Source organism: Pseudomonas sp. PvP027 (assembly GCF_017833005.1).
In the GTDB taxonomy this organism is placed as follows: domain Bacteria; phylum Pseudomonadota; class Gammaproteobacteria; order Pseudomonadales; family Pseudomonadaceae; genus Aquipseudomonas; species Aquipseudomonas congelans.
Map to the genome: position 1 here is coordinate 707068 of NZ_JAFIBK010000001.1, position 19047 is coordinate 726114.

The window sequence follows — 19047 nt, forward strand, 5'->3', positions numbered from 1 at the left end:
AGAGCGATGTAAAGACGCCGAGATTGTCACCTGCAACAGTGGCGACAATCTCGGCGGATAGAAGTTGCAACTTTTTCTATTCAACCCATCAGTTTTTATAATGTATTAACGCAGGTTGGTTTTCGCCAGTTCCAGCACTTCACTGCCGCGCCCGCTCATGATCGCGCGCATCATGTACAGGCTGAAGCCCTTGGCCTGGGCCAGCTTGATTTTCGGTGGGATGCCCAGTTCCTGCTTGGCCGTGACGACGTCGATCAGCACCGGACCGGGATGATCGAACGCCTTGCGCAAGGCGGCGGGCAGCTCTTCAGCGTTCTCGACGCGCAGGCCCAGAATGCCTGCGCCCAAGGCAATACCGGCGAAGTTGGTTTCATGCAGATCAGTGCCGTGCGGCACGTAGCCGCTGGCTTTCATTTCCATGTCGACAAAGCCCAGCGAGCTGTTGTTGAACACCACCATCTTGATGGGCAGGTTCAACTGACGGATGCTCAGCAGGTCCCCCAGCAACATGGACAGGCCGCCGTCGCCACACAGGGCTACAACCTGACGATCCGGATGTTCAGCCTTGGCCCCTAAAGCTTGTGGCAAGGCGTTGGCCATCGAGCCGTGGTTGAACGAGCCAAGCAGACTGCGCTTGCCGTTCATGTGCAGGTAGCGCGCAGCCCACAGCGTCGGCGTACCGACGTCGACGGTAAAGATCGCATCGGCATCGGCCTGCTCGTCGACCAGTCGAGTCAGGTACTGCGGGTGAATCGGCGTGCCATCCGGCGTCGGGGTGGCCAGCTCGTCCAGTTCTTCACGGGCTTTGGCGTAGTGTTTCAGGGCCTTGTCGAGGAAACGGCGATCGGTATGCGGCTTCAGTTTAGGCTGAAGCGCATCGAGGGTTTCCCGCACACCGCCGACCAGACCCAGCGCCACCGGCGTACGGCGACCAAGCTGGGTCGGATCGAGGTCGATCTGGATGATGTTGGCTTTTTCAGGGTAGAAATTCCGATACGGAAAGCTGCTGCCCAGAATCACCAGCGTGTCGCAGGACAGCATGGCGTGGTAGCCGGAGCTGAAACCGATCAGGCCGGTCATTCCGACGTCGAACGGGTTGTCGTATTCGACGTGCTGCTTGCCGCGCAATGCATGAACGATCGGCGCGCCCAGCGTATCCGCCAATGCCAGAACCTGCTTGTGAGCACCTTCACAACCCGCACCGCACAGGAGTGTGACGGCTTTGGAATCGTTGAGCATTTCAGCCATCGACTGCAGGTCGTTTTCGGCAGGCACCACGTTGGGCGCAGTGGCCTCGATCCATTTTGCCGCCACATCCGGCGCATCGCTGAGCGCAACGTCGCCCGGCAAGACAATCACCGCAACACCTTTCTGGCTGATCGCGGCACGCATGGCACGCTCCAGCACTCGCGGGAACTGCTCTGGGTTACTGACCAGTTCGACGAAGTGGCTGCACTCTTTGAACAGCTCCTGCGGATGGGTTTCCTGAAAGTAATCCAGACCGATTTCCGAAGACGGAATGTGCGCAGCAATTGCCAGTACCGGCACCCGGTTGCGGTGGCAGTCGTACAGGCCGTTGATCAGGTGCAGGTTGCCCGGTCCGCAGCTGCCGGCGCAGACCGCCAGTTTGCCGCTGGACGCCGCCTGGGCACCGGCAGCAAAGGCTGCGACTTCTTCATGACGGGTGTGCATCCAGCGAATCGAATCGGTGCGTTCCAGGCTGTCGGTCAGGCCGTTGAGGCTGTCACCGGACACCCCCCAGATGTGGGAAACACCTGCCGCTGCGAGGGTTTGCGCGAGATGGTCGGCAATGGTCTTGGACATGCGGGGTTCCTTGTCGAGGCAATGATAATGAGTACGGTAAAACGCGCGCAGCGCTCTGCCACGCCTGTTGTGGTCGACCCGATGCATTCTCGACAGTTCAGAAAACCTGAGCCCTGTTCAGGGCTCGGTCATTAGGCCAGCGCTTTAAAAAGGCTGATCAGGCGTGGGGGTTGCCCGGCGCCTTGACGGGGGTGGCGTACTCCGGCTTGAGCTTGCCGTCGCTGTCCAGCAGCCAGGCATCGAGAATCTCCCGCACTACAGGACCTGCCACCCGGCCACCCGCCTCGCCGTTCTCGATGGTCACCGACACGACGATCTTGGGATGGTCGGCAGGCGCGAAACCAACGAACAAGGCGTTGTCGCGATTACGCTCGAGGGTCTTCAGGCGGTTGTAGCGCTCGCCCTGCTTGATCGCCACCACCTGTGCCGTACCACTTTTGCCGGCGATGCGGTACTGAGCGCCCTTGGCCGCGTCCCGCGCAATGCCGCGCGGGTCGTGCATGACCATCTGCATGCCGGTATTGACCTGATTCCATTCATTGGGATCGCGCAGCACGATGTTGGGCATCGGATGCTCGTCGACAGGCGCTTTATCACCGACTTCCATCGCCAGATGCGGTCGATGCCAGACACCCTTGCTGGCAATCAGTGAAGTGGCCTGAGCCAGTTGCAACGGCGTGACCTGCATATAGCCCTGACCAATGCCGAGAATCACCGTTTCGCCGGGGAACCAAGCCTGTCGACGCGTGGCCCGCTTCCATTCGCGGGACGGCATCAGCCCTGCAGACTCCTCGAACATATCCAGTGAGACCTTCTGGCCGATGCCGAACATAGTCATGTAGTCGTGCAGACGGTCGATGCCGAGCTTGTGCGCCACCGTGTAGAAATAGGTGTCATTGGAACGCATGATCGCCGTGTCCATGTCCACCCAGCCATCGCCACTGTGGTTCCAGTTGCGGTATTTGTGGTCGAAGTCCGGCAACTGGAAATAGCCAGGGTCGAAGACCTTTGTCGAGGCCGTCATCACGCCACTGTCGAGCCCGGCAATCGCCACTTCCGGCTTGACCGTCGAGCCCGGCGCATAGAGGCCGCGCAGCACGCGGTTGAACAGTGGCCGGTCGATGGAATCGCGCAGCGCGGCATATTGTTTAAAGCTGATGCCAGTAACGAACAGGTTGGGGTCGAAGCTGGGTTTACTGACCATCGCCAGCACGTCGCCGGTTTCGGGGTCCAATGCAACCACCGAGCCGCGTCGATCACCCAGCGCGTTTTCCGCCGCGGCCTGCAGGTGCGCGTCCAGCGTTAGGGTGATGTTCTTGCCCGGCACCGGGTCAGTGTGTTTCAGCACGCGCAGCACGCGACCCTGGGCATTGGTCTCGACTTCTTCGTAGCCTACGTGGCCGTGCAGCTCGGACTCGTAGAAGCGCTCGACGCCGGTCTTGCCGATGGATTGCGTGCCGCGATACTCGTTATCGAGATGGGCCGCTTCCTTTTCGTTGATACGCCCGACGTAGCCGATCGAGTGAGCGAAATGGGCGCCCAACGGATAATGACGAACGAACTGCGCCGCCACGTCTACGCCCGGCAGCAGGTACTGATTGACCGCCAGCGTTGCGATCTGTTCTTCGGTGAGTTCGTAAAGCAATGTAGCCGGTTCGAACGGGTGGCGAACCTGCTTCAGTTCCTTGTCGAACAGAATCCGGTCTTCATCGGGCAGCTCCAGCAGGGTCATCAGCTCATCGATCACCTTGTGCCAGTCGCCTGCGCGCTCACGGGTCAGGGTCAGGTTGAAACTGGGACGATTGTCGGCAAGCACTTCGCCATTGCGGTCAAAGATCAAACCGCGCTCGGGCGGGATCGGCAGTACGTGAACACGGTTGTTTTCGGAAATGGTCGAGTGGTAGTCGAACTCGGTAACTTGCAGGAAATACATGCGCGCGACCAGACAGGCAGCCAGCAGGCCAACCAGCACTGCGCAGGCAATCAGACGCTGATTGACCAGCCGCGTCTCTTTTTCGTGGTCTTTCAGGGGAATTGGATTGGGCATTTCTACAGCTTCTCGGTGAAGGGCAAACGGCGCAACTGAACGTGTATATAAAGATTTCGGCGCGCACCATACCAAGAAGCGGCTGATTGCAGGCGATCAAGCCGACAATCGCAGGATGAAAAATCTGTCAGAAAAGGCTCATTCGGGCGGGGTGTGCAGCGTATTCGACGCTTCGCGGGCCTGCATGATGCGCGGCAGATTGGTCTCGATCCAGGTGACGAGGGTTTCAACCTGCAAGGCGACCTCTTCGCCCATCGGGGTCAACCGGTATTGAACATGCGGGGGCACCACTGGCAACGACTTGCGGCTGACAAAACCGTCATGCTCCAGATGCTGAAGGGTCTGTGCGAGCATCTTCTCGCTCACCCCGCCGATCTTGCGACGTACTTCGCTGAAGCGATGCATGCCACCCCGCAACACGACCAGCACCAGCACGCCCCAACGGCTGCAGACGTGATTGAGCACCACCCGCGAAGGACAATCAGTGGCCAGCACCTGGCCCTGACGAACCAGCGCCAACAGCGTCTCGGCCGTTTCCGGCTGCAGGCCTGCCTGCGTAACACTTGGTTGCGAGGCGCTTGATTGCGAAGCGGATTCACTCACGACACTTACCTTTTTGTACGTACTTACTAAAGGTAAGCATCATGACTATGCTGGCGCTTCCTTTCAACCTGATTCAAGGAATCATTCCATGATCGTTGTCACCGGTGCCACCGGCCAGCTTGGCCGCCTCGTCATAGAACAATTGCTCAGCCGCGTACCGGCTTCGCAAATCGTCGCAGCCGTGCGCAGTCCGGAAAAGGCCGCTGATCTGTCCAGGCAGGGTATTCAGGTTCGTCACGCCGACTATTCACAGCCGGCAACACTGGACAGCGCATTTGCCGGCGCCGACAAAGTACTGCTGATTTCTTCCAGCGAAGTGGGTCAGCGTCTGCCCCAGCACAAGGCGGTGATCGATGCGGCCAAACGCGCCGGGGTCGCACTGCTGGCCTACACCAGTGTTCTGCACGCCGACACCTCGGCATTAAGCCTGGCCAGGGAGCACCGCGAAACAGAAGAGTACCTGCGCGCCAGCGGTTTACCGTTCGCCTTGCTGCGTAATGGCTGGTACACCGAGAACTACACCTCAGGCATTCCCGGCGCGCTGGCCCATGGTGCGGTAATGGGCTGTGCCGAAGAGGGCCGTATCAGCTCTGCTTCGCGCCTGGATTACGCCGAGGCGGCCGCTGTGCTGCTGACGTCGGAAACGACACAGGCCGGTAGCGTGTATGAACTGGCAGGCGACGAGTCCTACACGCTGTCCGAATTTGCGGCGCAGCTATCGACACAGAGCGGCAAGTCCCTGCCTTACGTCAACCTGCCACAAGCCGAGTTCGAAGCCGCGCTCGTCCAGGCAGGCCTGCCGGATTTCGTGGCACAGTTGTTGGCCGATTCCGATGCAGCCGCTGCCAAGGGCGCCTTGTTCGATGACAGTCGCCAGCTGAGCGCGCTGATAGGCCGCCCGACCACGCCACTCTCTGCAACCATCGCCGAGACCCTGAAAGGCTGAGCACAGCAAACCCGATCGAATGATTTGCAACAGTGGGGGTCCGAGTTATTACGAGGCATTAAGCCATCGCCTGATACCAAAGACTGGGAGTCTTCACATGAATAGCAAATCGTTGATCGCCTGCATGACCTTGCTCGGCTGCTTTTCCGCCGTCACCCTGCCCGTTCACGCAGCAGAGACGGCGGATCCGAAAGTCACCGAATCCAAGGACAACGTCCACGAGCTGGAAGTAGGCTCCCGCGTTCCGGAAAAATATCGCCGCAGCGATCTGGAAGTGAAGGACTGGAAAAGCAAAGGCCTGGAAACACCCGCCAAGGAAAGTGAATGGGTGAAGATTAATAACAAGTACGTGCGTTTCCAGAAGGTCAATGGCCAGATCATGGATATCGTGCCGGTCAAGAAGTAAGAACGACCCTGTCTGTTGCTCGCGCTCCGCGCGAGCACGTCCAAGTGACGCAGGCTTGACGACGAACATGCCAGTGCAGCGTATGTTTCGATAACTCCCCTGTGCAAACGCCCCGATGAATGCTCGACGCATGGCAAGCTTCTTTGAATACAGTGGGAAGTTCCCGGGTCCAGGGAGTGCCGGCAACATGCAGCGCATTAAATGAATACCCCTCAATCCGCTTCTACCCGCCCGCCTCCCCCTGCTGCACATGACCAAAAACATTGCTTTTTTGTCCGCTTGGCTTACAAATGCACTGTCATATGCCTGTCACCCTCACTGCCACCTTTTCTGCGAGCCCGCTCCATGTCCAGAACCGTCGCCATTGCCTTCGCCTGCCTGCTTTCAACCACCGCCCATGCGGCCTGCCCGGCTGCGACCCCGGTCGATACGGCGCGCTGGATTTACGAAAAGCATCAGGATTTTTATCTGAACGGCAAAGGTAGCGCTGATTATTTGTCCAAGCCTCTGCTGAGCCTGCTCAAGAAGGACTGGGCGTGCCAGAACGGCGATCAATGCGCCGTCAGTGCCAACCCGTGGACCGACGCGCAGGACGGTGATGTGCAAAAGCCGATTGACTGGAAGCTGGTGTCCAACTCGGACAAGCAGGCCGTGGTCGAAATGACCTATAACCTGGGCTACAAGGACGCCCCTCAACAGCCGGTCGCCAGCCAGACGACACGCCTGCTGCTGGCCAAAAATGCCAACAGTTGCTGGGTGCTGGAGAATCTTCAGGGGCCACAGGGCGTTGCGTTGATGCAGAGCCTGGAGGACTTTCCCTACGAAGGTGATTGATCGGCCTTGAAACAATCCGCCATTCTCGGTATCACAGGCACTTGAATTTCACGAGCGAGCACAATGAATACCTTTGAGCAATCGATTATTGAGGCTGCGCAGGCCGCCACGCCCAATAACACCGATGCCGAACGCGAAGCTGCCAGAGTTGCCGCCACGCAGGCGGTAGCCGAAATCATGTCCACCCGCAAAGGGCTGGACCGCACTCTGGCGCTGGCCGAGTTGCTGGACTCCTACTCGGAACACGATGATCAGGAAGACGAATAGATCGCTCGGCACGATGCAAAACATGATTGGCCTGTTTATTTACCTGCGGCATTAAAGAAAGCTGGCCTTGCCGCCGACAACCCGATTGGGTGGACTGACGATAGCCACCCATTCAATTAGTGCGCTCGGATGCGACCTATAAGGGGACCATCCGTGCAGATCGAACAGTTGCAAGACATGCAGGCGTACATCAGGCGTACTGCCGACGACCTGGAGCTTGTTTCGGCCAACCTGGCAGGACATCTCCTGTACCTTGAGCGAAGCTCGCGGGCACACGAAGCGCAAGAGGTCAGTGAGCGGATCATTGGCCTGCGTGCCTCCGTAGACAGCCTTCGCGGCATATTCCGCTAACGGACTTCTGGGTCCCCCGCCTGCGACAACGGTCTCGCCACATCTTCCAGAGACTTGCGCTCGGCAGCCGCGCCCCATATCGACTGCACAATCGCCGCCAGCAACATCAGCCCTGCGCCTATCAGATAGCCGATCAGCACATTGCTGCGCTCACCTGTTTCGATCAGCTCGCCGAACAGCGTCGGGCCAATCATCCCGCCCAGTCCTGTACCGAATGCGTAGAACACCGCAATCGCCAGGGCACGGATCTCCAGTGGAAAGGTTTCGGCGACGGTCAGGTAGGCCGAGCTGGCCGCGGCCGATGCAAAGAAGAAAATCACCATCCAGGCGATGGCTTGCTGGGTGACGTCCAGCAAACCTTGCTGGAACAGATAGCCGCTGATGGCCAGTAGTACGCCCGAGACGCCATAGGTGAGGCTGATCATCACCCGTCGACCGACCACGTCGAACATTCTGCCCAGCAGCAGCGGACCGCAAAAGTTGCCCAGCGCCAGTGGCAGCACGTACCAACCGACGCGCTCGGCCGGCACGTCATAGAAGTCGGTCAGCACCAGGGCATAGGTGAAAAAAATTGCGTTGTAGAAAAACGCCTGGGCCGTGAGCAGCGTCAGGCCTACCAACGAACGCTGACGAAACGTCACCAGCAACGTTCTGGCGACCTCGCCCAGCGGCGTGTGGTCACGGGCATGCAAGCGCAGGGGTTTTCCCGCTACGGCGGGCAATACGTGGCCCTGGCGCTGCAAGTCTGCTTCTATCTGCTCGACGATCTGCTTCGCCTGTTCAGCCTGGCCGTGTATCAACAACCAGCGCGGGCTCTCTGGCAGCCACAGGCGCATCAGCAGAACCAGCAGCCCCAATACCGCACCGATCCCGAAACACAGGCGCCAGCCCAGTTCGGCGCCGATCCACAGCGGATCGAGCAAGACAATCGAGCCAATCGCACCGAGCGCAGCGCCCAGCCAGAACGTACCATTGATGGTCAGGTCGACCCACCCCCGATAGCGGGCCGGGGTAAATTCCTGAATGGTCGAATTAATGGCCGTGTACTCGCCGCCGATGCCCATGCCGGTCAGAAAGCGGAACAGCATGAAGCTCCATACACTGAAAGAGAACGCGGTGGCGGCCGTCGCACCGACATACAGCAGCAAGGTGATGAAGAACAGTTTGCGACGCCCGAGACGGTCCGCCAGCCAGCCGAAGAACAACGCGCCCAGCACTGCACCGGCAATGTAAGCGGCGCCTGCCAGGCCAATGTCGCTGTTGGTGAGGTTGAGCGCCGGACTAGCTTTCAAAGCGCCAGCTACCGAACCTGCGAGGGTCACTTCCAGGCCGTCCAGTAGCCAGGTGATCCCGAGCGCCACGACCAGCAAGGTATGAAAGCGGCCCCAGGGAAGACGGTCCAGACGGGCTGGCAAATCGGTTTCGAAGACGCTGCCCTTGTCGTTCGGTGTGCTCATGTCCGGCTACCTGACGGCTGACATTGGTGTCAGGTGTGAGAGTCGCTGCAGCCGGTCAAGTTCAGCTGATCCAGAACCACAGCAACGTCAGGTTGGCCGCCGAGATCAGCCCGAACAGCCCCCAGGCAGCCGTTTTGACCAGCCGGCTGTTGACGAACGGCCCCATCAATTGTGGGTCGCTGGTAAAACGAATCAACGGCCAGAGCGCGAATGGCAATTGCAGGCTCAGCACGACCTGACTGAGCACCAGCATCTGCCCAACCGAGCTGTCACCCAACCAGACCACGCCGATCAGCGCCGGAATCAATGCCAGCGCACGGGTGATCAAGCGCCGCTGCCAGCACGGAATTTTCGCCTGCAGAAAACCTTCGAGCACCACTTGCCCGGCAATGGTGCCGGTGAATGTCGAGCTCTGCCCCGCCGCCAGCAAGGCAATACCGAACAACACGCTGGCAATCGCGCCGCCTACCAGCGGATCGAGCAGGTGATAGGCGTCCTGAATCTCAACCACCTCGGTATGCCCGGTCTTGTGAAACGCTGCAGCAGCGAGGATCAGAATCGCCGCATTGATCAGCAGTGCCAGACTCAGCGAACCGATGGTATCGAGCCGCGCATAGCGAATCGCGCTGGCCTTGCTGGCCTGGTCCGAACCGTTGACCCGCGTCTGCACCACGGATGAGTGCAGATAAAGGTTATGCGGCATGACGGTGGCACCCAGAATGCCGATGGCAATGTACAACGGCTCCTGGCTGCTCAACACATCCCAACTCGGCTTCAGGCCCGCGACGACGTCCGGCCAGAACGGCTTGATCAGAAACAACTCGACAGCGAAGCAACTGGCGATGGTTGCAATCAGCCCCAGCACAATGGCTTCCAGACGACGAAAATTGGCCCCCTGCAAGGCCAGCACAATCAGCGTATCGAAGGCGGTCAGCACCACACCGGTGGTGATGGAAACACCGAGCAACAGATGAAACGCCAGCGCAGTCCCCAACACTTCCGCCAGATCGGTGGCAATGATCGACAACTCTGCCAGCAGCCACTGGCCCTTGGCGACCTTGCGGCTGTAATGAGCCGCGGACAACTGCGCCAGATCACGGCCGGTGACGATGCCCAGACGCGAGCAAAGGTTTTGCAGCACCATGCCGGAAAGGCTGGCCAGCACCACTACAAACAGCAATGAATAACCGAAACGCGAGCCCGCCTCGATAGCTGTCGCCCAGTTACCGGGGTCCATGTAGCCGATGGAAACCAGCAGGCCAGGCCCGACGAACAGCATCATCTTGCGCAGCAGGGAGGCGTTTGACGGAATGGCCACGCTATCGGTGGTCGCCGAGGGGCAAAAAGGAGCAGTGGCTGTGGTGGGCAGTTTGTACGTCACGGGAACCAGTCGAGCAGAAGAATGAAGAAGCTCATCCTAAGGTTTTGCGACACATGTTGATACATGCGCAGCGAAATCGGCCCCTTGCTTTCAGCGGATGGGGAAGATTATTTACAGAAGCTTCCCTCGGTGGACTCGAACAAACCACTCGACCGCGGATCGGCCAGGCAGACCATTGAATACTCAGTGATCTGCCTTGAACTGTGCCTTCGCCTGAGATGATAGTGCCGACCATCGGCTTTCCGTTAATCAAAGGTTACGGTGGCTTTGGTTTCCTGGAAGTTCGACATATAAACATCCTTGTTATTGAGTTCAGTTATTAACGCTGTCTCAGGCAATGCCATCCTCAACGACGTTCATCTATAGCCGTCATTTGGATGCAACTTTCCATGTTGCACATACCCTTGGATGCAGCGTAGCGCACGATGCCGGCGACGCAGCTCCGGCTTGACGTGATCCGACCGATAACGCGCCGCAGACCGGGGCTATCTCATGGTCTGAAGGTCGATACATCAAGCTGAACTGGCGTGGGCGTATAAGCATGAGTGACGTAATGGACAAGAGCGGTTTGGCAGATGAATGATCAACCTGAAGTGAAATAAAAACTCAATAAAGCAGCCAGATAAACAATTATTAATCCTCAGACGGCTGATAAACGCAAACTGCTCTAATCATTACCAATTGTAAAGAGTACCATCCAGTCTCCAACAAGAACTCAGGATGGCCACTGATGAACCCTCCCCACCAGACACCCACCATGGCGGACGAAGCGTTACGTGCGGCTTATATCTCGGCACGTATCGACCGTTTGCCTGCGGTCTCGACCATCTGGCGACTGGTCGCGCTGCTGTCCATCGCCGGTTTTTTCGAGCTTTACGATCTGTTCCAGACCGCCTACATCAGTCCCGGCCTGATTCGCGAAGGAATCTTCGCCACGGGCAGTCAGGGCCTGTTCGGCTTTTCAGATCAGGCGGCCTTTGCCTCGGCGACCTTTCTGGGCCTGTTTTTCGGTGCCAGCCTCGTCAGCCCGATTGCCGATCGTTACGGCCGTCGCGCGATCTTCACCTTCGCGCTGATCTGGTACACCATCGCCACCGTAATCATGGGCCTGCAGACCTCCGCGCTGGGCGTGATAGGCATGCGCTTCGTTGTGGGTATCGGCCTGGGGGTCGAGTTGGTCACCATCGACACCTACCTGTCGGAACTGGTGCCCAAGCGCATACGCAGCTCGGCATTCGCCTTTGCCTTCTTCATTCAGTTTTTGTCAGTCCCCAGCGTTGCACTGATGTCGTGGTGGCTGGTGCCCCAGGATCCTTTCGGATTTTCCGGCTGGCGCTGGGTAGTGATCAGCAGTGCAGTCTTTGCCCTGTTCGTCTGGTGGCTGCGCTCGGCGCTGCCGGAGTCGCCGCGCTGGCTGGCGCAAAAGGGACGCTTCGATGAAGCCGAGCGAATCATGGACGGGATTGAGGCACGCTGCATCAAAGACCACGGCAAACCACTGGATGAACCTGAACCGGAAAACGTGGCGCTGTCAGGCAACGGCAGATTTGCCGACATGTGGCAGCCACCCTATCGTCGCCGCGCCTTGATGCTGATCGTGTTTCATGTTTTTCAGGCCATCGGTTTCTTCGGCTTCGGCAACTGGTTGCCCGCCCTGCTCTCTGGTCAGGGCCTGAGCGTCACCCACAGCCTCGCGTACGCGTTCGTGATTACGCTGGCCTATCCGCTGGGGCCGCTGCTGTTCGTAAAATTTGCCAACCGCTTCGAGAACAAATGGCAAATCGTCGGCTCTGCACTGGGAGCAATGATATTTGGCAGCCTGTTCGCGTTTCAAACCAGCGCGGCAGGGCTGATTTTCTGCGGGATCATGATTACGTTCTGCAACGCGTGGCTGAGCTTCAGCTATCACTCGTACCAGGGCGAGCTGTTCCCGACCAACATACGCGCTCGCGCGGTGGGCTTCTGTTATTCGTTCAGCCGATTGTCAACGGTGTTCAGCAGCCTGCTGATCGGGATATTTCTCGACCACTTCGGCACGCCAGGCGTGCTGGCCTTTATCGTCGGCAGTATGTTGATCGTGATCGTCACGATCGGCCGGTTCGGGCCACGTACACGTAATCTGGCGCTGGAGCAGATAGCTCATCGCTGACGGGGTGTACGGTCGAATGGGCTCAGGCCTGAGCCCATTCGACGTTGGTGACACCAAAGTGCTCCGCGTAAGGTTTCGATACGCGTGCAACCTTCTCCAATCGGTATTTAGGTATGCGTGCGAGGCCTGCGTCGACACTTGCACAGTGCCACGCTTCAGCGTTATCCATGTTCTCGGTTCGTATATAAAAACTCTTGAACGAACCATTCAGCAGATAATCAATGCGGTAATGCTTTGGAAGTGCCATTGAATGCCTGATCCTTTTTCAGCAGTGGCTTGAAGTATAGGTGACTCTGTTCACAGTAAAGAAATTCATTATTTTTTTGATGCGTGCGACCAATGAACACCTCATCTGGATATATCAGCGTATTCCCAGCCTCTTGGCGAGTCGATTGAGATTGGCCCTGTCTACGGATAATTCACGCGCCACTTCCACCCATCGTCCTTGATGCCGCTCAAGCGACTCGGCAATCAATAAACGCTGATAAGCATCAACCGACGCCTTGAGCCCTGGCCCCTCGATGATCGCCTGATGAGCGGGTGCCGCTGCAGGTAACGACACGCCGGGCGCCACGTCATCCAGCGCAAGCGCCCAAGCTTCAACGGTCAGGATGCGTGGCTTGTGAGGATGCGCAGACAGCGCCTTGAGCACTGCCCGGCTGATCAGGTGTTCGAGCTCACGAACATTGCCCGGCCAGTCGTGTGCAATCAGCGAGCGTTGCGCATCGGCGTTCAGGCGCAGTCCGCGCAACCCCATGCGCACGCGGTTCTCTTCCAGAAAATACCCGGCCAGCAGCAGCACATCGCGCCCGCGCTCACGCAGGGCCGGCACGTGCAACGGGTAAACACTGAGCCGGTGATAGAGATCGGCACGAAATCGCCCTGACCGCACTTCTTCGGCCAGATCGCGATTGGTGGCGGCGATGATGCGCACGTCCACATGATGCTCCTTGTCCGAGCCGACCCGCTGCAGTTGGCCACTTTGCAGCACACGCAACAGCTTGGATTGCACCGACAATGGCAGCTCACCCACCTCGTCGAGGAACAGCGTACCGCCATCGGCCAACTCGAACTTGCCGCTGCGGCCGTTGATCGCTCCGGAAAAAGCTCCTTTGACGTGACCGAAGAGCTCACTCTCGACGAGTGTTTCCGGCAGCGCCGCGCAGTTGAGGCTGATCAGCGGCTTGTGCGCACGTGGCGAATGCTGGTGGATCGATTCGGCCACCAGTTCCTTGCCGACACCGGTTTCGCCATTGATCAGCACGGTCAGCGGGCTGTTGCCGACCAGCCCTATCTCTTGCTGCAAACGCTGGTGAGCGGCACTCTGGCCAATCAGCTCGCGGGGCGCTCGCCCACCGGCAGCACGCTTGTAGACCTCAGCCAGTTGTCGCTGATCTTCAAAGCCTCGCGCCAGCTGGTTGATGCGCTCCCCCGCCATCACCGTTGCTGCCGCAAGGCTGGCGAAGGCCTGCAGACTGTCCAGATCGACACTGCCGAAACTCGCGGGGTCCAGAGAATCCAGGGTGATCAAGCCCCAGGGGCGGCCCTGCACAGACAACGCGCAGCCCAGACAGTCGTGCACTTCCAGCGCACCGTGACCATCGACCAGGCCGTCATAGGGGTCCGGCAGTTCGCAGTCGGCTGAAAACCGTACGGGCCCGTCACTCGCCAGCAGCGCATCGAAGCGTGGATGTTCGCTAACCCGAAAGCGGCGACCGAGCGTATCCGCGCTCAGGCCATCCACCGCGAGCGGAATCAACACGTCATCCTCAAGCCTGAGCAGTGCAGCAGCGTCGCACGGCAGCCAGTGGCGCAACGAGCGCAGCAGGCGCCGATAGCGCTCTTCGTCCGGCAACTCTCTGGACAGGTCGGACACCAGCGGTATCAGCTCACGCAACAGGGGATGGGTCATTACGACTCCGAAGGACGCTCGACAAAGACGTCATTATGACGCGTCAGGACAAAAAAACGGTCGTGGCGAACAAGGCCCGGAGTTCCGACCCTACAGCCGTGTTCGACGAACTTGAAGCAATGCGCAACGTCGGTTCTCTGGTGAACTAGTGACTCATGAACTTTACAGTTTCACCGCCAGATTCCGTCATGTGATCGACTATTGAATCAATAGTCATCGCGCCGTGCATATCAATACACCGTCGATTTTTCTGACGCCATCGGCACAGCTGAATTATTGATAGGGTTTAATTTTATTGAAGTGGCGAATGTCCGTTTTCGTTCCATAGTGCGCTCACGTTCACAGGAGCAACTATTCATGCCCGGTATTCAAGGAAGAATTCTTGAGGTTCATACACCGCTGGTTGTCGACCTCGACGGAACATTGCTGCGATCTGACATGCTGTTTGAAACCGCAGTGGCTTTTATCCGTGGACATCCGCTAAAGCTGTTCAGCCTTTTCGCCTGGCTGCTGCAAGGCAAGGCGTCTCTCAAGCAAGGTCTGGCCCTTGGTACCGATATTGACGTGGCGTTACTGCCCTTCAACCCTGACGTCATTGATTACATCCAGACCGAGCGGAAGACCGGTCGAAGCGTGATTCTGGCAACGGCCTCCCACGAAACCCTCGCCCACCGGATCGCGGCACATCTGCAACTGTTCGATCAGGTGTGGGCCTCGGACGGTAAAACCAACCTGTCTGCGCATCGCAAACGCGATTTGCTGGTTAGTCATTATGGTGAAGGGGGCTTTGATTACATCGGCAACTCCCAGGACGATCTGTGCATCTGGCAGGTCTCGCGCAAGGCCATCGTCGCCAGCCCGCTTGCCGGTGTCGAGCGCGAGGCACGGGCACACGGCAATGTCGCGCAGGTTATCCAATCGGCAGCGTCCGGGAACAGCGCCTGGCGCAAGGCGCTGCGTCTTCATCAATGGCTGAAGAACACGCTGATTTTTGTCCCCCTGCTGGCCGCGCATCAGGTCCAGAGCACGCAATTGCTGCTCGACGGTTTGCTGGCCTTTCTGTGTTTCGGGCTGTGCGCATCCAGCGTATACCTGCTCAACGACCTCCTTGACCTGGCCGACGACCGCCGCCATAGAAGCAAGCGCCAGCGTCCGTTCGCCAGCGGTGCGCTGTCGATAAAGTCCGGTCTGCTGGTCATACCGCTGCTGCTCGCCGCAGCCTTCTTCGCCGCAGCGATAGGATTGCCGTGGCAGTTCTCGGCAGTGCTGGCAGCCTATTACCTGCTGACGCTGGTGTACTCGCTCTACCTCAAGCGCCACATGGCCGTCGACGTCATCGTTCTGGCCATGCTCTATACCACGCGCATCCTGGCCGGTGCGGCGGCGTTTCAACTGCCACTGACGTTCTGGATTCTGGCGTTCTCGATGTTTCTGTTTCTCAGCCTTGCGCTGGTCAAGCGCTATGCCGAACTGCGCGAAGCACGATTGCGCGCGGTAACAGGCAAGACGGGTGGTCGTGGTTACTACCCGGGCGATCTGGACATGATCGCCTCATTGGGTGCCTCGTCAGGCAATCTGGCAGTGATGGTGCTGGCTCTTTACATCCACGAAGGAGCAACGGCGGCCTTGTATCAGCACCCACACGTTATCTGGCTGGCTTGCCCCTTGCTGTTGTTCTGGATTACCCGGATCTGGATGCTTACCCATCGCGGTGAAATGAACGAGGACCCGGTGGTCTTTGCGATTCGCGACCGGATCAGCCAGGGGATCGGCTTGCTGTTCCTGCTGGTGTTCTGGATCGCAGCATGAGCGGGCCTCTCTACTCTTGGGACCGCTACCCGCAGATTGCCCAGAAGGGTCACGAGTGTGACTCGATAAAACGCTTGCCCGCGCTCTTCTCGCAAGCCATTGCGCGCCATCACACCAGCCTGCCCTTCGGCAACGGCCGCAGCTACGGCGACAGCTGTCTGGCCAGCAGCGATCAGGTACTGGACATGCGCAAGCTGGATCGCTTCATTGCTGCCGACTGGCAACGCGGCGTGGTGCAGCTGGAAGCGGGCATGACACTGTCGCAACTGCTCGCGGCTGCCATCCCGCACGGCTGGTTTCTACCGGTCACGCCAGGCACACAGTACGTGACGATAGGCGGCGCGCTTGCCAATGACGTGCACGGCAAGAACCATCATCAGCGCGGCACCTTTGGCTGTCATGTCATGCGTTTCGAGCTGATCCGTCATGGCGAACCGCCCATGGTCTGCTCAGCCGTGGACAATCCCCGGTTTTTCGCCGCCAGCATCGGCGGCCTGGGCCTGACTGGCGTTATCAGTTGGGTCGAGCTGCAACTGATGCCTATCCGCAGCAGCCAGATTGACAGTACGGTAGTGCGCTTCGCCAATCTGGCGGAGTTCTTTACGCTGTCGCAAGAGCTGGATGCGCAGCATGAGTACAGCGTGGCCTGGATCGACTGCCTGGCCCGTGGTGTCAATAGCGGCCGAGGGGTCTACATCGTCGGCGACCATGCCCGTTACGGGTCACTGCCGGTTGAGGCGCGCAATCGCCTGAGCGTGCCATTCACGCCTCCGGTGTCGCTGGTCAACACCCTGTCCTTGCGTGCGTTCAATTCGCTGTACTGGTACGCGCACTCACACCTGCCGACGCCGCGCCGCAGCGCCTGCGAGGCGTTCTTCTACCCGCTGGATCGAATTCTGCACTGGAACCGCCTTTATGGTCGCAAGGGGTTTCAGCAATACCAGTGCGTGATTCCAGAGCCTTGCGCGCCCCAGGCCATGCAGTTGCTGCTCGATGCCATCGCAGCCTCGGGACAGGGATCATTCCTCGCGGTGCTCAAGCGCTGCGGTGACATCGCCTCGCCCGGGTTGCTGTCTTTCCCGATGCAGGGCACCTCGCTGGCTCTGGACTTTGCGCAGACGCGCGATCTGGCCGGGTCCCTGTTCCCGCGCCTGGACGCCATTGTCCGTGACGCGGGTGGGCGACTGTACCCGGCCAAGGATGCGCACATGAGCGGCAGCGACTTCCGTCAGGCCTATCCGGCGTGGGAACAACTGGAAGCCCTGCGCGACCCCTCTTTGATGTCCCGCTTCTGGAAACGAGTGATGTCATGAAAAAAATTCTGATCATCGGCGCTACATCGACCATTGCCCATGCCTGCGCCCGACTCTGGGCTGCGCAAGGCTGTGATTTTTTCCTGGTGGCGCGCAATACGGACAAGCTCTTGGGCAATGCCGCAGACCTCAGGGCTAGCGGTGCCGGACACGTAGGCACCTATCAAATGGACCTCACTCACTTTTCGGAGCACCCGGCGATGCTGGCCGGTTGCCTGGCTGCACTGGAGCAGATTGATATCGTGCTTCTGGCTCACGGCACCTTGCCCGATCAGAAGGCCTGCGAGAAGAACGCAGGGCTGGCCGTGCAGGAATTCGTCACCAATGGTGCATCGGTCATTGCCTTGCTGACCCTGTTGGCAAAGCATTTCGAGGTCCAGCGTTGCGGCACACTGGCGGTGATTTCCTCGGTCGCGGGTGATCGCGGGCGCCCTTCCAATTATCTGTACGGCTCGGCCAAGGCTGCCGTCTCGACGTTCTGCGAAGGGTTACAGGCGCGGATGTTCAAGCTGGGCGTACACGTAGTGACCATAAAGCCAGGCTTCATCGACACCCCCATGACCCGAGGGCTGCCGCTGCCGGCCTGGCTGGTGGCGCAACCGGAAGACGTTGCGCCACGCATCGTCAATGGCATTGCACGCCGATCCACAAGCCTTTACGCGCCAGGCTTCTGGGCATGGATCATGTGGGTGATTCGCTCGATCCCGCAGCCACTGTTCAAAAGGCTCAACCTGTGACCGGCTTGCCGCTGCTGTCCGGGTGGCGCTATCGGGCAGTGCTCCTGTCGATCGTCTTCTCGGCCATGGGGTATCTGGGTTTCTCGTTATGGGGCGGCTGGCAGGCGGTCAGCCAAGCGACTGGCAAGGTCGGGCTGCTCGGCATCGGCGTAGCGTTGTCGATGTCTGCCATCAACTACGCGCTGCGCTTCGTCCGTTGGCAACTCTACCTCTCGGTGTTGGGGCATCCGGTGGACTGGCGGAAAAGCCTGCGGATCTATCTGGCCGGCTTCGCCCTGACCACGACTCCCGGCAAGGCCGGTGAAGCGCTGCGTGGCGTATTGCTCAGGCCGCTAGGCGTGCCTTACCCGCAAAGCTTTGCCGCGTTTGTCAGCGAGCGTCTTTCCGATCTGCTGGCCATCGTACTGCTCACGCTGTTCGGCCTGTCTTGGTATCCGCAGGCGCAGCCGATGATCCTGCTCGGTCTGGCACTGGTTCTGACCGGTTCACTGGTGCTGTCTCGCCGTCATTTGCTGGAGCGTTTACAGGTTTCACCGCCCACCGGAAACACGCGGATCAGCAGCCTCTGGCAGCAATTGTTCAACGTGCTGCTTGCCGCTCGCCAGTGCCTGCATGGCAACGTGCTGCTGACCGCCAGCCTGCTAAGTCTGCTGGCCTGGAGCGCCGAGGCACTGGCATTTCACTGGATGCTTGGCTGGATGGGCGCACAGATCCCGCTGACCTTCGCGGTATTCACCTACGCACTGGCGATGCTCGCGGGCGCCTTGAGCTTCATGCCGGGCGGGCTGGGCAGCGCCGAAGCGGTGATGGTCGGGCTGCTGATGTTCAAAGGCATGCCGGGGGCAGATGCGGTTGCTGCCACATTGCTGATACGTCTGGCGACCCTGTGGTTTGCAGTGGCCATCGGGGCCGTGATGCTCTCGCGCTTTACCGGCGCGACACCGGCGGCGAATCCTCAGCCTTGAGGCCGTAAAACAGACTCCGCAAACCTTGTTCACCTCATGGAGGAGC

At 59.2% G+C, this 19047-nt stretch carries 17 protein-coding genes; 10 read left to right on the forward strand and 7 right to left on the reverse strand.

Features of this window, described 5'->3' with window-relative positions; all coding sequences use genetic code 11:
- Positions 1-105: 105 nt before the first annotated feature.
- From poxB to JOE33_RS02640, 3 genes are all read right to left on the reverse strand, one after another.
- Entirely contained in the window at positions 106-1824 is a 1719-nt protein-coding gene (poxB, locus tag JOE33_RS02630) for a ubiquinone-dependent pyruvate dehydrogenase (RefSeq protein WP_032613876.1), read from the reverse strand.
- Positions 1825-1981: 157 nt separating this feature from the next.
- Positions 1982-3871: a penicillin-binding protein 2 gene (mrdA, locus tag JOE33_RS02635; RefSeq protein WP_032613874.1), complete on the reverse strand. Its 1890-nt coding sequence runs from the start codon at positions 3869-3871 to the stop codon at positions 1982-1984.
- Between the two features lie 138 nt (positions 3872-4009).
- A complete protein-coding gene (locus tag JOE33_RS02640; protein WP_162235644.1) occupies positions 4010-4417 on the reverse strand; it encodes a helix-turn-helix domain-containing protein in 408 nt (135 codons plus the stop codon).
- A 145-nt stretch (positions 4418-4562) separates the two neighbouring features.
- Between JOE33_RS02640 and JOE33_RS02645 the strand changes: the two genes are divergently transcribed.
- From JOE33_RS02645 to JOE33_RS02665, 5 genes are all read left to right on the forward strand, one after another.
- Positions 4563-5420, forward strand: a complete 858-nt coding sequence (locus tag JOE33_RS02645) for an SDR family oxidoreductase (RefSeq protein WP_096125388.1) — start codon at positions 4563-4565, stop codon at positions 5418-5420.
- A gap of 97 nt (positions 5421-5517) precedes the next feature.
- Entirely contained in the window at positions 5518-5826 is a 309-nt protein-coding gene (locus tag JOE33_RS02650) for an RcnB family protein (RefSeq protein ID WP_010433214.1), read from the forward strand.
- A gap of 345 nt (positions 5827-6171) precedes the next feature.
- Positions 6172-6660, forward strand: a complete 489-nt coding sequence (locus JOE33_RS02655; RefSeq protein WP_010433212.1) for a DUF3828 domain-containing protein — start codon at positions 6172-6174, stop codon at positions 6658-6660.
- 63 nt (positions 6661-6723) lie between these two features.
- The gene (locus JOE33_RS02660) at positions 6724-6927 is read left to right on the forward strand and encodes a hypothetical protein (RefSeq protein ID WP_004404016.1); all 204 of its coding nucleotides are present in this window, start codon (positions 6724-6726) and stop codon (positions 6925-6927) included.
- Positions 6928-7080: 153 nt separating this feature from the next.
- Positions 7081-7278, forward strand: coding sequence for a hypothetical protein (locus tag JOE33_RS02665; protein WP_163023547.1), 198 nt, complete (start codon positions 7081-7083; stop codon positions 7276-7278).
- Here the strand turns inward: JOE33_RS02665 and JOE33_RS02670 are convergent.
- Entirely contained in the window at positions 7275-8735 is a 1461-nt protein-coding gene (locus tag JOE33_RS02670) for an MFS transporter (RefSeq protein ID WP_187625999.1), read from the reverse strand. The two genes, JOE33_RS02665 and JOE33_RS02670, sit on opposite strands and share 4 nt — an antisense overlap.
- A 61-nt stretch (positions 8736-8796) precedes the next feature.
- A complete protein-coding gene (locus JOE33_RS02675) occupies positions 8797-10053 on the reverse strand; it encodes an Nramp family divalent metal transporter (protein WP_236274687.1) in 1257 nt (418 codons plus the stop codon).
- A gap of 793 nt (positions 10054-10846) precedes the next feature.
- Here JOE33_RS02675 and JOE33_RS02680 point away from each other — a divergent pair.
- Complete coding sequence (locus JOE33_RS02680) at positions 10847-12265, forward strand: MFS transporter (protein WP_032613868.1); 1419 nt, start codon at positions 10847-10849, stop codon at positions 12263-12265.
- A 22-nt stretch (positions 12266-12287) separates the two neighbouring features.
- Here JOE33_RS02680 and JOE33_RS02685 read toward each other — a convergent pair whose 3' ends face one another.
- Together JOE33_RS02685 and norR are read right to left on the reverse strand one after the other, a co-directional pair.
- Positions 12288-12512, reverse strand: coding sequence for a DUF6555 family protein (locus JOE33_RS02685; RefSeq protein WP_003407519.1), 225 nt, complete (start codon positions 12510-12512; stop codon positions 12288-12290).
- Positions 12513-12626: 114 nt separating this feature from the next.
- Positions 12627-14177, reverse strand: a complete 1551-nt coding sequence (gene norR / locus JOE33_RS02690) for a nitric oxide reductase transcriptional regulator NorR (protein WP_032613866.1) — start codon at positions 14175-14177, stop codon at positions 12627-12629.
- A gap of 357 nt (positions 14178-14534) precedes the next feature.
- Here norR and JOE33_RS02695 point away from each other — a divergent pair, with 357 nt between their 5' ends.
- Genes JOE33_RS02695 through JOE33_RS02710 form a run of 4 tightly spaced genes read left to right on the forward strand, consistent with a single transcriptional unit; the run spans position 14535 to position 19001 of the window.
- Complete coding sequence (locus JOE33_RS02695) at positions 14535-15986, forward strand: UbiA family prenyltransferase (RefSeq protein WP_187626000.1); 1452 nt, start codon at positions 14535-14537, stop codon at positions 15984-15986.
- Complete coding sequence (locus JOE33_RS02700; RefSeq protein ID WP_209924031.1) at positions 15983-17299, forward strand: FAD-binding oxidoreductase; 1317 nt, start codon at positions 15983-15985, stop codon at positions 17297-17299. The genes JOE33_RS02695 and JOE33_RS02700 overlap by 4 nt, the downstream gene beginning before the upstream one ends.
- Positions 17296-18036: an SDR family oxidoreductase gene (locus JOE33_RS02705; RefSeq protein ID WP_122528970.1), complete on the forward strand. Its 741-nt coding sequence runs from the start codon at positions 17296-17298 to the stop codon at positions 18034-18036. Before JOE33_RS02700 ends, JOE33_RS02705 begins: the two co-directional genes overlap by 4 nt.
- On the forward strand, positions 18033-19001 hold the full coding sequence (locus tag JOE33_RS02710; RefSeq protein ID WP_096140301.1) for a lysylphosphatidylglycerol synthase transmembrane domain-containing protein: 969 nt from the start codon (positions 18033-18035) through the stop codon (positions 18999-19001). The genes JOE33_RS02705 and JOE33_RS02710 overlap by 4 nt, the downstream gene beginning before the upstream one ends.
- The last annotated feature ends 46 nt before the right edge of the window (positions 19002-19047 follow it).